This is a genomic window from Antrihabitans stalagmiti, from assembly GCF_016482825.1.
Classification (GTDB): domain Bacteria; phylum Actinomycetota; class Actinomycetes; order Mycobacteriales; family Mycobacteriaceae; genus Antrihabitans; species Antrihabitans stalagmiti.
The window spans coordinates 172,831-186,674 of sequence record NZ_JAEMNV010000011.1 but is presented as its reverse complement, the minus strand read 5'-3'; the positions used below and the strand labels follow the sequence as shown (position 1 = coordinate 186,674).

Below are 13,844 nucleotides of genomic sequence, written 5' to 3'. Positions count from 1 at the left end.
TTCTGTAATGCCTGAATCTTTCGCCGCCGACTTCTTCGTGATGCGTGCTCCACTGCTGCCACTCGAAGAACTGGACAAGCTGCGTGCCGACCAGACCTATTGGCGCACAATGGTTTCACGCGCGGACGTGCGGGAGGCGCTGCATCTGGCGTCACCAGCGCTGCTGCGGCGGCTCGACGCTGACGATCCGGACGACCGAGTCGTCGCCTCGGTGACCGCCTACCTCGTGCGGATGTGCACCCGGGCAACGCCTTTCGGACTTTTCGCCGGCTGCGCGCTCGGTACGATCGGAGCCGATACGACCCTGCTGGTCGACGGACCCGACGGCACGACCCGGCGCAGCAGGCCGGACACCGAGGTGCTCACCACACTCGTCGAGCGGCTCGTCGCCGATCCGGCGACGCGACCTTCGATGGTGGTCGAACCCAACTCCAGTCGCTATCACGCGGCGGGCGCGCTGCGGTTGATCGAGAGCCGACTCCAGAAGGGCCGTCGCACACACCATTTGGTTGTCGTCGAGGACGACGCCCCGTTGCGGTGTGCTCTCACTGCGGCGACGGGTGGTGCCGTGGTCGACGATGTCGCCAAGGCTGTCGCGGCCACGGTGGAAGTCGATCTCGACGAGGCACGCGACTACGTCGACGCGCTCGTCGAGGCGAAGGTGCTCACGCCAGTGGCCGAGCCGACGGTGACGGGCCCCGAGCCGCTGGCACACGTCCTGGAGTCCCTGCGTGGGCACGATTCCACGGTGGCTGCGCTGGCTCGGGTATCGAACGACCTTGCCGCACTGGACGCGGCGGGGATCGGCAACCCGCTCTCGTCCTACGAATCCGCCACGGCGACGCTGCGCGAGTTCGCCGATGGCAACGACGCGCACCTGATCCAGGTGGACCTGCATCGCGCGGGGTCAGGCCTGCGGCTCGGCGCCGACATCGTCGAGCTGATCACCATGGGATCGACGCTGCTGCACAAGGTTTCCGCGAATTCCGAGGATCCAGCACTCACGCGTTTCAAGGCAGATTTCGCGGCACGCTACGAGAACCGCGAGGTTCCGCTGATGGAGGCGCTCGACGAGGAACTAGGCATCGGCTTCGACCGGTCGCACCATCCTGCCTCCGACGAATCACCGCTGCTCGCCGGCCTCGACCTCGGTGGTGAAGTACAGCCGTCCGAATTCAGCGAGCGCGACACGGTGCTCCTCGACCTGCTGCTCCGCGCCCGCGAAAGTGGTTCCACCAGTGTCGAACTCGATCCCGACCTGATCAAGCGGCTGGAAATACCCACGCGGTTGCCGTTGCCCGACGCCTTCGCGGTGAGCGCGAACCTGCTCGCCGACGGCGTCGAGATCGAGAGCGTCTGCGGTCCGTCCGGCGCAGAACTGCTCGGGCGGTTCTGTCACGGCGACGCCGCGCTGGAGCAGGCGGTTCGTAAGCACCTGAGCGCCGAAGAAGCCCATGCGCCCGGCGTCGTGTTCGCCGAATTGGTCCATCTGCCCGAGGGGCGCATCGGCAACATCCTGACCCGCCCGGTGCTGCGGGACCACGAGCTGATCCTGCTCGGCCGCTCGGGCGCGCCTGCGGACCGGCAGATCAGCGTCGACGAGCTGACCGTGCGCCTCGACGGCGACCGGATCGTCCTGTTCTGCCCGCGTCTGGGCGCCGAAGTGCGACCCCGCCTGACGACCGCGCACAACGCCGCATGGCGTGGCTTCGGGGTCTACCGGTTCCTTGCGGCACTGCCCGGCGATGGCGTAGCCGATGCCTTCGGCTGGGACTGGGGTGCGTGCAAGTCGGCGCCGTGGCTGCCAAAGGTTACCGCGGGTCGCGTGGTGCTCAGCCGTGCCCGCTGGCGTCTGTCGGCGGCTGAGATCGCCACTGTGACAGGCGGTGACCTGCTCGCCGGTTGGGCCGCTGTGAGCAGCGGCCGCGGCCTGCCGACCGAACTGCTCATCGTCGACGGTGACAACCGGCTGTACGTCGATACCGCCAGCGCTGCGTTGACGGCCATGGCTGCAAAGGTGTTGCGCGGCCGTAAGTCAGCGCTTATCGAGGAGGTTCTGTCGACCGGCGTGGCAGAGGGCCCGCAAGGTCGTTTCGAGCAGGAACTGATCGTCCCGTTCGTGCGCCGCGCCGAGCCCGTGGCGGCCAACGAGGACCGGCCACGCAGCACCGCGCCCGCCGTGCGTCGAACCTTCACACCCGGCAGCGAGTGGCTTTACCTCAAGGTCTACACCGGGACGGCGACAGCGGACCGCGTGCTGACCGGCACTCTCGGACCTGTGCTCGCCGGACTCGCCGATGCGGGCATCGTGGATCGGTGGTTCTTCCTTCGCTACGGCGACCCCGACCACCACCTGCGGATTCGCCTGCACGGCGAACCGTCGGCGCTGCTCGGCACGGCGATGCCCGCCCTGTCCGATGCGCTGGCACCGCGGATCGAGGACGGCACCGTCTGGAAGATCGTGGTCGATACCTACCAACGCGAGGTCGAACGCTACGGCGGCGGGGTCGGCATCGAGCTTGCCGAGCAGATCCATTCGGTCGACAGCGTTGCCGTGGTTGCGGCGCTGGGCATGCTGGACGGCGACGCCGATGCGCGGTGGAAGCTGTGCCTGTATGCGACCGATCGGCTGCTGGCCGACGCCGGGCTCGACATCGCGGCTCGGCGCGCCTGGGTCAGGGACGCCGCCGCCCGATACCGAACCGAATACCCGAACGCTCCTGGGCTCGACCCGGGCATCGGTGCGCGTTGGCGCACCGAGCGGGCGGATCTCACCCGGCTTCTCGACGACACCGTCGATCATCCGTACGAGCCTGTGCGCGAGGTGTTCCGGGGACGATCGGTTGGGTTGACGCCGCTGCTGGCCGAGTTGGCCGCGCGGGGTGAGGAGTTGACGGCGCCGTACCTCGACGTCGTGCACAGCATCAGTCACCTGAACGCTGTGCGGCTGCTCCGCTCGGCTGCGCGTACCCACGAACTTGTCCTGCTGAGCTTCCTCGACCGCTACTACGTCAGCCGGCTCGCGCGAGGTTCGGCGTAGCCTGATGACTCGTCAAAAGCATTGGTTAGCAAAAAGATTCGCGAAAAAATTGTCTCCCCCAGACCGATTCGATGCTCTTACCTATGAGCGAGGCCCACGGGGGCAACGCCGACACAACACCCCAAGGAGAAGAAATGAACACCAACAGTGAGAAGCTTGCCCTTCGTCGCAGCAGCATCCGTTCGCTGACGGTCGACGAGTTGCGGACCGCACACGGCGGCAAGCCCAAGTTCTCCGAGCACGGCACCCAGTGCGCGACGTCCGACAAGTGCAAGACCAAGTAGTGGTTCGCCGGTCTGAATCCTGAGTGAAGTCGACGCACCCCCCACCGCCCCATGGCCCCACGGTCATGGGGCGGTCGTCGTGTGCGCGACGTTACTTGCCGCGCGGATAGGAAAACCTTCCCTGTCAGGGGGTTGATTCTGGTGTTGGGGAGATTCTGCGACCAGCCAAGTTCGGCGACCATTTCTTTTATGACATCGACATCCGGACGGCCCAACGGCGAGTGTCGCAACGACGCCGACCTGGCCATTGCAGCCGCTGCAGGTGACCGCGCCGCGTTCGCAGCGATCTATCAACGCTATTCCGTTCGGCTGCAAAACTATTGCGTGACCGTCGTGCGCGATCACCACCTCGCCGCCGACTGTGTCCACGACGCCTTCTGTGCTGCGGCGGTGGAACTGCCGAAGCTGCGGGACCCGGACAGGCTGGCACCGTGGCTGTATTCGATCGTTCGCCGGAACGCGTTGCGCGCCCTGCGTCATCGCAACCGTGAAGCCGCGTGCGACGAGGTCGCCGACAGTCCGTCGTCCGAGCCGGACCCGTTCGCCGTCGCGTCACGAAACGAGCTGGCGAACTTGCTGACTCAGGCCACAGATGGCTTGTCGGAGCGGGATCGTCGAGTGCTCGAGCTCGCCTACCAGCAGGGCCTTACGGGTCCGGAGCTGGCGAACGCCCTTGGTATAAGCCATGATTCGGCCAAGAAGATGTTGCAGCGGGTGCGCGCTACTGTCGCGCGATCCATCGGCGCGCTGTTGGTTGCGCGCCGGGCCGAGCACAACGGCTGCGCCACGCTTGCCGCGACGCTCGCCGGTTCGGACGGGAAGTTCACCGTCCTGCTCCGCAAACGCGTTGCGCGCCATATCGAATCGTGCTCGCGCTGTGACGACTATCGGCGCAGCGTCTTCAACGCCGACACCATTCTCAGCGATGCGGCCTGAACCGATGTCGCCGTGGCACGGGCTGCTACGCACTGACGAACGCGACCGTGCGTTGCGGGTCGTCGATGACATCGCGCAGCGGTTGCGGTCGCTTCGTCCCGACGCGCTCAATCCGTCACTGTGTGACGGTTCGGCGGGAATCGCACTCGCACTCGCCTACGTCTCGCTTGCGACCGGCGACGACGGGTCGACCGCCGACGATTTCCTCGGCTCCGCCTACGACGCGCTCAGCGCAGACCCTGCTGCCGCGGGTATCAGCCTCGCCGCCGGGGCGTGCGGTGTCGGGTGGGTCGGCGCGCACTTCGACCGGCTCGCGGGCGTGAAACCGACGTCCGGCGACATGGACAACCTGGTGCTCCCACTGCTCGCGGAGTGGGCCGGTCCGTGGGAACTGCTCTACGGGTTGGTCGGCGTCGGGGTCTACACATTGGAGGCCGGCGGGGGCTGCCTGGATACGGTGCTCGCGCGACTGTGCGAGGTCGCTGCCGACGACTGGGTGACCGACACCCTGACGTTGTTCGGCCCCGCCTCGCAACGGCCCCCGCGGTACGTCGACCTCGGTCTGGCGCACGGGGTGCCGGGAGTGCTCGCGCTGACGAGTGCGGCGGCGCGGCCGGGCGACGATCTGGCCCGCGCCCTTGCTGCCTCGGCGGCGCAAAGTCTTCTCGCACACGAGTTTCCGCTCACCTCGTCCGACAGTCGCTACCCTGCGACGATCGAGCCGGGCGTGCAGCCGGCACCGACCCAGGTGGCGTGGTGTTACGGCGACGCCGGTGCGGCACTTGCGCTTGCTGCCGCAACCGACGTGTTGGCGGACCCCACGATCGGGCAGGCCGCGTCCCGTGCCGCCGCGGCCGCGGCCGCGAGGCCCCACGAGACATCGGGTGTGACCGGCCTCGGGCTGTGTCACGGAACTGCAGGCGTCGCGCACGCAATGGGCAGGCTCGCGGGTTTCGACGAGTCCGTCGCACCCGTAGCGCGGGAGTGGGTGCTCCGCCTGCTGCGCGAAGCCGAATCCGGCCCGTTGCCCGACACTCCGGGCATTCTCAACGGACAGGCCGGCGTGGCGCTCGCGCTGCTCGCCGCGGCGACCGACATCGACCCGAGTTGGGATCGTGCGCTGTTGTTGTCGTCTGTCTGACTCGGGGCACCCAGACGATCCCCGCTGCAAAGTATCGAAGCGCGGTGATCGACCGACCATCCGCATTGCCGCAAGCTGGTGTCAGTCGAGCAGAGGCGATCGACTACCAGCTTCCCGGCAGGACTGCGGACCATCCGCCGTCGACGACGAGATTGGCTCCGGTGACGTAGGAGGCATCGTCGGAGGCGAGGAAGAGTGAGCATTTGACCACCTCGTTCGCATCACCGATCTGTCCGAGCGGGATGTGTCGGGCGATGGTGCGCATGGGGTGGTCGGAGGCGAGGAGGTCCGCGGTCGTGGCGGGGGTGCGGATCATGCCCGGGCTGACGCAGTTGACCCGGATACCGTGTGGCGCACCTTCGGCGGCCAGTTGCTTGGTCAGGGCGATGATGCCGCCCTTGGTGACGGAGTGCGCGACGCGATGGTTGGTCATGGATCCGGTGAGACCTGCGGTGGATCCGACGAGCACGACTGCCGGCGCGCTCGATTTCTTCAAGTGTTTCCAGGCGTGCTGGATGGGGAGGAGCGCTACGTCGAGTTCGTGCCGCAACACGAAGTGCCAATCTTCGACAGTGACGGCTTCCAAGGGTGCGAAGCGGGTGGCGGCGGCGCTGGCGTAGAGGATGTCGATCCCGCCGAACCTAGCGGCGGCCCCATCGACCCACTGTCCGACCGCGCGCTCGTCGGTGAGGTTCAACGGTGCGGTCGACTCGAAGCTCCCGCCTGACTGTTCGACCAGTTCGGCGGTCGCCAAGGAGTCCGCCTCGTCGAGATCGCAGCCGACAACGGTCGCGCCTTCGGACGCGAAAAGGAGGGCCGCCGCACGACCTTGGCATCGGGCGGTGCCCGTGATCAGTGCGACTTTGCCCGCTAGGCGTTGCGTCATCGAACGGCGATCGGGTTGACCGGTGAGCCGACCGCCCCGGTGACGGGAAGTGGTGCGGCGGTGAGGAAGAAGTCGTACACGCCGTCTGTTGCGCAAGCGTCGGCCAGGGCGTCAAGGTCCCACATCTCGCCGAGAAAGAGGCCGATGTGCGGGATCGCGACCTGATGCAATGGTTGGAAGGCGACGTCGAATTCGTTGGGTCTTACTTCGAAACCCCAGGTGTCGGTGGCGATCGCTGCGATCTCGGTGCGGTGTAGCCAGTCGGCGGTGGTGAACGACAGGCCTGGTGAATCTCCTCCGGCGTAGTCGCCCCAGCCATCGCGCCGTGCGCGGGCCAGTCGTCCGGTGCGCACGACGACGATGTCGCCGCGACCTACCGTCGATGACGATCCTTGGGCTGCGATGGTGTCCTGCAGGTGGTTCTCGGTGATCGCGAAACCGTCCGGAAGCTCGTCACCCATACCCAGCGAGTTACCGACGACGCGGCCGACGTCGAGGAGGACACCCCGTCCGCTGACCACGTCTGCGATGGTCTCGATCCCGGTGACCGCGTCGCCGAGACTGGTGACCACCTTGTCTGCAGGTCGGCCGTTCCAGGCCACACCGTGGTCGAAGATATGACCCAATCCGTCCCACTGCGTGGAGCACTGCAGAGGCATCGCGATGACGTCGTCGGCGCCGCCGATGCCGTGCGGGAAGCCTTGCGCTCCCGCAACGGCGTCGGTGCCGGTATCGAGCATGGTGTGGATGGGGTTTGTGCGTCGCCGCCACCCTTTCTGCGGTCCGTCCATGTCGAAAGACTGTGACAAAGAATAGGATTCACCGGTCCGGACTAGGTCGGCGGCCGCTCGCCGCTTCGCGGAGTCGAGGAAGTTCATGGTGCCGCGGACGTCGTCGCCACCCCACCGACCCCAGTTGGAGACACGTTTTGCGGCTGCTGCGATCGCCGCCTCCGGATCGGTGCGGTCGAGTTCTTCGGGCGTCATGTCAGCTCCGCGAAGGTATCGGTGATCCAGTCCGCGATGTATGCGCCGACGTGGGGGAGGTGGTCGAGTCCGATGTGTTCGGTGGCGCCTTCCTCTGGTGTGAAGATGCGCAGTTCGCGTTTCGCGCTGTTCACGGCCTGGTCGAAGGAGCGGTGCGCGTATTCGACGGGGATCTGTCGGTCGTTCTGGCCGTGCGCGATGAGGAACGGTGCGGTGATCTTCTCCACGACACTATCGAGGTGCACGGCCTCGGTATTCGCGATGAAGGTGTCCAGGTCGGTCTCGCCCCAGACCCACATGACGTGGTCCCAGTAGTGCGGCACGGGGTTTTCGCCTTCCCGGTCGAGGCGCCGCTTCTGCACCGCGCCCCAGTTGTGGTTCGCCCCCCACGCGACGCACAAAGCGAGTCGCTTCTCGAACGCCGCCGCCCGGGGTGCGTAGTAACCGCCGAGGGACCAGCCGACGATCCCGATGCGGTCGGCGCGGATATCGGTGCGGGTCTCGAGGTAGTCCACGCAGGCGCTCGCCCAATGCTCGGTCTCCACTTGTGCGGTCAGGCCGCGCAGGCGCAGTGCCTCGCCGCTGCCGGGGCAGTCGACCATGAGGGTGGAGATGCCGCGGGCGGCGAGTTCGGCAGCGAATCCGGAGGTGTACATGTGTTCTTTGGTGCTGTCGAGCCCGTTCCACATGATCATCACCGGAACTGGGGACCCGTCGGGAGAGGCGTTGGTGAAATAGGCTGGTAGCGAACTATTTTCGTAGGCAACCTCGACACGTGTGGTGGCGGGGTCGAGGAGCGACCACGTCTTTTCGACCAAGTCGAGGCAATGGCGGTAGACATCGGCGCGGCCGGAATCCTTGGCGCTCAACATGCGTTCGGCTTGGGCGAGGTAATTGGCTGCGCGCAAGTATTTTTGGCCGGCGGTTCGCAGATGTCCGGCCTTCTCGGCCTCCCCGGCCTGCCCTTCGAGCTGACCGGCGACGGCGGCCCAGGAAGCCATGAATTCGCTGGTCCCGACGTCGGAGCCTTGTGCAGCGAGGTCGCGGATCGGTCGACAGGCGCGGTCGACCTCGTCGATGGTGCCGCCGCTGTTGAGTGCGGCGACAACGCCGAGGTTCCATACGTAGTTGCCGGGAAAGTATTCGAACATCGGAGATCCTTCGGGTTGGTCAGACGGGTGAGCGGTAGGTGGGGCGCAGGGCGTCGGAGATGGGTTTGGCCCCGCCGTGTGAGCTGGCGCCACCGTCGACGGGGATTTCGGCGCCGGTCACGAATGACGCTGCGTCGGAGAGGAGGAACGCGACGACCGCGGCGACCTCGTCGACGCGGCCGGCACGACCGAGCGCGGTGGCGTCGATCGACGCCGTACGGAACTCTTCCGGTGCGGAGGCGGTCATCGGGGTGTCGATGAAGCCGGGATGTACTGCGTTGACACGGATTCCACGCGACCCCAGTTCAAGAGCTGCGGCATGGGTGAGTCCGCGCAGCGACCATTTGCTCGCGGTGTAGGCGACGGGGTAGTGCCCTTGGAGTGCGGCCAGCGAGCCGATATTCACGATCGACGCGTCGTGGGGCATCAGCGGAGTCAGCGCCTGGATGCCGAGCAGGGGACCGAGCACGTTGACCGCCTGCACGTCGGCGAACGCTTGCGGGGTCACGTCTGAAAGCCTTGCGCGCCAGGTGATTCCGGCGCTGTTCACCAGACCGTGAACGGCGTCGAGTTCGGACGCGAGCTGGTGCCAAAGTAATTCGCTACTGACGTCGAAGGAGCGAACGCCGGGTGCCTCGCTGCGGTCCAGGCGGATCGTGGTCGCGCCGAGTTGCTCCACCAGGTCGGCGACTGCGGCACCGATGCCGGATGCTGCGCCGGTGACGACGATCGCGCGACCACCCAGGTCGATCATGACGCCACCGACCTGGCGTGCTCGGCCGAGCGCCGACGTACGGGCGGGAGGACGGGGGCGGGTCCGGCGGTGCCGACGCGGTTGGTGAGTGTGCCGATGCCCTCAACGGTGAGCGTGACGACATCCCCGTCCCGCAGTGCGGGTGGGTCTTGGCGTCCGTTGCGCCCCCAGAGTTCGGCCAGGCAGCCACCGTTGCCGGTTGTTCCGGACCCGAGCACGTCACCGGGAACGACGCGGCTGTCTCGGGAGGCGTAGGCGATCATCGTTTCGAACGTCCAACCCATGTTGGACAACAGGTCCCGACCGACCTGCGCGCCATTGACCTCGGCCGAGCACCACAGATCCAGGAAACCGTCGCTGTCGCGGTAGGGATCGAGTTCGTCGGCGGTGACGATCCAGGGGCCGAGCGTGGTGGCGAAGTCTTTGCCCTTGGCCGGTCCGAGGCTGACCTGCATCTCCCGTCGCTGCAGGTCACGAGCCGACCAGTCGTTCATGATGGTGTATCCGAACACATGGTCGCGAGCAGTGCTGACGTCGAGCGATGTCCCGCCGCGGCCCACCACGACGGCGACCTCGAGCTCGAAGTCCCGGTCGACACTGGAGGCCGGAAAACGCACCTGCGCGCCGGTGCCCAGGATCGCGTGCGGGTTGGTGAAATAGAAGGTCGGTGCGTCGAACCACGCGTCGGCGACACCGACGATCCCGTCGATGCTGCGTCGCACACCCTCGACGTGCTCTTGGAATGTGACGAAGTCACGAACGCTGGCAGGTTCCAGAGGTGGCAGCAAGTGCACGGAATCCAGTGGAACCCCCGGCGAACCTAGCGCGTCATTCCCCAGTGACCTGGTGTGGCCGAGGCCCGCGTCGATCAGTCCGCGCATCGTCAACTCGCTTGGGAGCGAATGGATTCGGTCATTCTGCACGACACCGACGCGATCGCGACCGGTGTCGTCGAGGTAGGTTGCGAGCTTCATCGGGCGCGCTCAGACCGGGGGTGCAACGAAGACGCCGCGGTCGGGGTCGTTGAAGGACTTCTTCGCGACGAACTCACTCATCGGGTTCGCCGTGCCCCATTGGTCGGTGACCATCGGGTCGGAGAAGTCGTAGAGGTGGGGGTGCCAGGTGTCCTCGTCGAGTTGCTCGAGTTCGGTGGTGTATTCGATGGTGTTGCCGTGCGGGTCGAGGAAGTAGCTGAAGGTGTTGTTGCCGGCCATGTGTCGGCCGGGACCCCAGACCTTCTCGACGCCGGCGCGGAGTAGACGGCCGGTGCCGCGCATGTATTCGTCGATGCCACGCAGTTCGAACGAAGCGTGGTGCAACGAGACGTGCGGGCCACGGGCGATCGCGAGACTGTGGTGATAGATGTTGGTGCGCATGAACCACATGACCTCGCCCATGTGCGGCGACATCAGCGTGTCCGACAGTGCGAAAGCCAGATGCTGCTGGTAGAAGGCCACTGTCGCTTCGGGATTGGGCGAGTTGATCACCACGTGCGACAGTTTGACCGGAATCGATTCGCCCTCTTCGACTTTGCGGTGTTGGCGGACGGCGACGTCGGAGGAGACCTCGATCGTGCGGCCGTCGTTGTCGAAGAAGCGGAAGCCGTACCCGCCGCCGGGAGTCTGGAGTTTGTCTGGCTCGGAGACCAACTGCACTCCGGCGCTGCCGAGTCGGTCGGCCATGGCGTCGACGTCGCCGGCGGTGGCCGCGCCGAACGAGATCAGGTCGAGCCGTTTCTCGTCGGCTTTGCGGAGCCGAACGGAGTACTGCTCCGGAGATCCCGCAGCCGCGAGAAACGCGATGCCGTCGTCGGTGGTCTCGGGTTCGAGGCCCCACGTGTTGGTGTAGAACTCGAGTTGTTTGTCGTAGTCGGGCACGGCCAGGTCGACGTGCCGCAGGTGGGTGATCAGTCGCTCGTTCATCTCGGGTGCTTTCGTTTGGGTTCGGCGGTCAGCGAACGATTCGGCGGAACTGTTCTTCCACGCGATCGATTTCGGCTATCTGGCTGAGGATTTCGCGCGGGGACGATTCACCGACCGCCTTCTGCAGGAGGGGTGTGTGGTCGAGGATCAGGTCGCGGACGGGTTGTAGTGGACGCGGGGCGCGGTGGAACACCTGCCCGAGGACATAAGCCTGCTGGGACTGGCGGGCGGTGTGCGGTTTGCGCGGTGCCTCGAAGGCGTCGAGGACCGTGCGTACCGCTGCTTGGTCGGAGAGATCCACTCCTGCGAGGCGGCGGCCGAGGAAGTATCCGTCCTCGGTCGCCATGCCGGCGCCGTAGGCGGCGTAGGGGGAGGTCGAGTGTGCTGCGTCGCCGACGAGGGTTGCGCGGCCTTTCGACCACTGTTTGAGAGGCTTGCGGTCGCGTAGCACCCACCGTTGCACGTGTGCTGGATCGGTCGTCGAGATGAGTTGTGGCAGTGGCGCAGTGAAGCCAGCACCCATCCGGGTGGCGGTCGCGTGCAGGTCACCGGTGAACTCGTCTTCGGCGTTGTGCTCGCCTAGGACCCACCACTGGAAACCGTTGCGGCCCTTGTTACGGATCGAGGTCCAGCTGCCCTGGATGGTCCGGTCGTGTGAGACGACGCAGAGTCCGCGCTCGGCGTCTATGTCGTCGTCGAAGGTGTAACCGCCGAAGATGTGCAGGTTGTGCTCACGCTTGGGCGAGTCCCCCCAGAGTGTGCGGCGCACAATCGAGTCGATTCCGTCGGCGCCCACCAGGACATCGGCCTCGAGGACCTCGCCATCGGCCATATGCACGCGGACGCCCGTCTCGTCCTGCTCGAAGCCGTCCACGGCCCGGTTGAGCTGAAGCACGCCAGGGGGCATGGCAGCGAGCAGACGCTGGTAGAGCTCCGGGCGCAGGAGGCCGATGAAGCCACCGCCGTAGTCGCGCACCACCTCGTCGGGCAGATTGACCGCGACTCGACGGCGACCGTCCGCCCGGCGAAACTCCGAATAGCAGGGCGCGCCCAGGTCGTCGATGTCCACGCCGAGCAGGCCGAGTGCTTTGATCGGCGGCGGCCACAGGTTCAGGATGTTGCCCGCCGGGCGCGCTTCCCGGTAGCGCTCGAGCAAGGTCACCTGGTGACCTGCTTGGTGGACCGACAATGCGGTGGCCATGCCGGCGGGTCCGGCACCGATAACGATGACTTTGCCGGGTCGAAAAGCGTTCGTGCTCATGGTGATCTGCCTGCGTTCCGTTGTTGTGGTTCAGCTGGTGTGGGTCTGGATGTCCATGTCGGGTTCGCCGTCGACGACCGTGCCGGCGACGGCGAGGAAGTCGGTCGTGTGTGCGTGTCCCATGTGTTCGTCGAGCGCGGCTTGGTCGCGCCAGACCTCAACGCTCACAATGAGTTCTGGGTCGGTGAGGTTCGCGTAGAAGCCGTAGGACAAGCAGCCGTCGTCAGCCCGTGTCGCGGCGACGATGTCGATGGAAGCGGCCACGAGTTGGTCGCGGCGACCTGGTAGTGCGCGGGCCGAGCCGGTGATGATGATCATGAAAGGTGCTCCTGTGAGTCGCTGTGGGGTCAGGCTGGGGTGGCGAGCAGGTGGGACACGCTGGCCATGAGACCGGGGACGTCGCCTTGTTCGTGATCGAGCAACCATCGGCCGAGCTGCAGTGATGCCTCGACAACCGTGCCGACCCGCTTCGCGCGGCGGTCGGTGAACGTGGCCCACAGGTCGTCGGTGAGTGCGTCGGCGGCGAGGAGCAGCTCTGCCAGGACTGCGGCATCTTCGAGTGCCTGCGCTGCGCCTTGCGCGAGGGTTGGTGGGCAGGTGTGGGCGGCATCACCGATCAGTACGACCCGGCCACGGTTCCATGGCCCGTCGAGAAGGTGCTTTTCGAACCAGGTGTAGTTCACTCTCGACGGGTCGGTGATCGAGTCGCGGATCTCGTCCCACGGTCCGTGATAGGACTCGGCAAGGTCGCGGACCACGTGGAGAGATTGCTCGGGAGTCAGCGAGCTGCGGTCCTGTGCTTCCTCGACCAGGTACGCGTAGAGCGAGTCTTCACCGGTGGGGCAGTAGCCGGCGATGTAGCAGGGCCCGCCGTAGTACAGATCGGTGCGCGTGACCGATGTCGGCCGGGGAGCGAACACCCGCCAGATGCCCATACCGGTGCTCTCGGTGGCCAATTCGATGCCCAGTTGGCGACGAGTGAACGATCGGATGCCGTCTGCACCGACGACAAGGTCATATCGACTGGTCGACCCGTCCGCGAAGGTGACGTCGACGCCGTCAGCGTCTTGCACCAACGCCGTGAAGGTGGTGCCGAAACGCACCGTGGCGCCGGCCTGTGCTGCGCGATCGACGAGGATCGACGCGAGGATCGGCCGATACATTCCGACAGTGGCGGGCAAGTCGGGGCCACCGGTACGTACGTCGTCCAGTTCGGCGAGAAGGGTGCCGTGCGGGTCCGGTGCCCGCAGTCCCAATGTCGTGAAGGGGTAGCCATTCATCTCTATCTCGTTCCAGACCCCGAGTTGCCGCAAGACGCGAAGTGCATTGCCCTGCAGTGTGATTCCGGAGCCGTGCTTAGCGATGTCCGGTTTGACGTCGATCAGGTCGACGGCAACACCACGCTCGGCGAGCAGGATTGCTGTCGCGGTGCCGGCGGCGCCGGCGCCAACGACGAGGACGTTTCGCACGGCGGACATCGAGG

The 13,844-nt window shown here is 66.3% G+C and carries 13 protein-coding genes; 4 read left to right on the top strand and 9 right to left on the bottom strand.

The window, feature by feature from the left end:
- The first annotated feature begins 7 nt into the window (after nucleotides 1-7).
- From JGU71_RS26500 to JGU71_RS26485, 4 genes are all read left to right on the top strand, one after another.
- Nucleotides 8-3,040 (top strand): lantibiotic dehydratase, encoded by a 3,033-nt coding sequence (locus JGU71_RS26500; protein ID WP_199707919.1) that lies wholly within the window; start codon nucleotides 8-10, stop codon nucleotides 3,038-3,040.
- Nucleotides 3,041-3,174: 134 nt separating this feature from the next.
- Entirely contained in the window at nucleotides 3,175-3,324 is a 150-nt protein-coding gene (locus JGU71_RS26495; protein ID WP_199707918.1) for a hypothetical protein, read from the top strand.
- A 189-nt stretch (nucleotides 3,325-3,513) separates the two neighbouring features.
- Complete coding sequence (locus JGU71_RS26490; RefSeq protein WP_199707917.1) at nucleotides 3,514-4,260, top strand: RNA polymerase sigma factor; 747 nt, start codon at nucleotides 3,514-3,516, stop codon at nucleotides 4,258-4,260.
- A complete protein-coding gene (locus JGU71_RS26485) occupies nucleotides 4,250-5,401 on the top strand; it encodes a lanthionine synthetase LanC family protein (protein ID WP_199707916.1) in 1,152 nt (383 codons plus the stop codon). The genes JGU71_RS26490 and JGU71_RS26485 overlap by 11 nt, the downstream gene beginning before the upstream one ends.
- A gap of 103 nt (nucleotides 5,402-5,504) precedes the next feature.
- Here the strand turns inward: JGU71_RS26485 and JGU71_RS26480 are convergent, their stop codons facing one another.
- The 9 genes from JGU71_RS26480 to JGU71_RS26440 are packed head-to-tail and all read right to left on the bottom strand — an operon-like array spanning nucleotide 5,505 to nucleotide 13,839.
- On the bottom strand, nucleotides 5,505-6,287 hold the full coding sequence (locus JGU71_RS26480; protein WP_199707915.1) for an SDR family NAD(P)-dependent oxidoreductase: 783 nt from the start codon (nucleotides 6,285-6,287) through the stop codon (nucleotides 5,505-5,507).
- The gene (locus JGU71_RS26475) at nucleotides 6,284-7,273 is read right to left on the bottom strand and encodes a cyclase family protein (RefSeq protein WP_199707914.1); all 990 of its coding nucleotides are present in this window, start codon (nucleotides 7,271-7,273) and stop codon (nucleotides 6,284-6,286) included. Before JGU71_RS26475 ends, JGU71_RS26480 begins: the two co-directional genes overlap by 4 nt.
- Nucleotides 7,270-8,424: an alpha/beta hydrolase family protein gene (locus JGU71_RS26470; RefSeq protein ID WP_199707913.1), complete on the bottom strand. Its 1,155-nt coding sequence runs from the start codon at nucleotides 8,422-8,424 to the stop codon at nucleotides 7,270-7,272. Before JGU71_RS26470 ends, JGU71_RS26475 begins: the two co-directional genes overlap by 4 nt.
- 19 nt (nucleotides 8,425-8,443) lie before the next feature.
- On the bottom strand, nucleotides 8,444-9,178 hold the full coding sequence (locus JGU71_RS26465) for an SDR family NAD(P)-dependent oxidoreductase (RefSeq protein ID WP_199707911.1): 735 nt from the start codon (nucleotides 9,176-9,178) through the stop codon (nucleotides 8,444-8,446).
- Nucleotides 9,175-10,152, bottom strand: a complete 978-nt coding sequence (locus tag JGU71_RS26460; RefSeq protein WP_199707909.1) for a fumarylacetoacetate hydrolase family protein — start codon at nucleotides 10,150-10,152, stop codon at nucleotides 9,175-9,177. Before JGU71_RS26460 ends, JGU71_RS26465 begins: the two co-directional genes overlap by 4 nt.
- A 9-nt stretch (nucleotides 10,153-10,161) precedes the next feature.
- Nucleotides 10,162-11,100, bottom strand: a complete 939-nt coding sequence (locus JGU71_RS26455; protein ID WP_199707907.1) for a VOC family protein — start codon at nucleotides 11,098-11,100, stop codon at nucleotides 10,162-10,164.
- A gap of 28 nt (nucleotides 11,101-11,128) precedes the next feature.
- Nucleotides 11,129-12,361 carry an FAD-dependent oxidoreductase gene (locus JGU71_RS26450; RefSeq protein ID WP_199707905.1) on the bottom strand — a complete coding sequence of 411 codons (1,233 nt, stop codon included), beginning with the start codon at nucleotides 12,359-12,361 and terminating at the stop codon, nucleotides 11,129-11,131.
- A gap of 30 nt (nucleotides 12,362-12,391) precedes the next feature.
- The gene (locus tag JGU71_RS26445) at nucleotides 12,392-12,679 is read right to left on the bottom strand and encodes a putative quinol monooxygenase (protein ID WP_199707903.1); all 288 of its coding nucleotides are present in this window, start codon (nucleotides 12,677-12,679) and stop codon (nucleotides 12,392-12,394) included.
- Nucleotides 12,680-12,708: 29 nt separating this feature from the next.
- Nucleotides 12,709-13,839 carry an FAD-dependent monooxygenase gene (locus JGU71_RS26440; RefSeq protein WP_233530117.1) on the bottom strand — a complete coding sequence of 377 codons (1,131 nt, stop codon included), beginning with the start codon at nucleotides 13,837-13,839 and terminating at the stop codon, nucleotides 12,709-12,711.
- Between the last annotated feature and the right edge of the window lie 5 nt (nucleotides 13,840-13,844).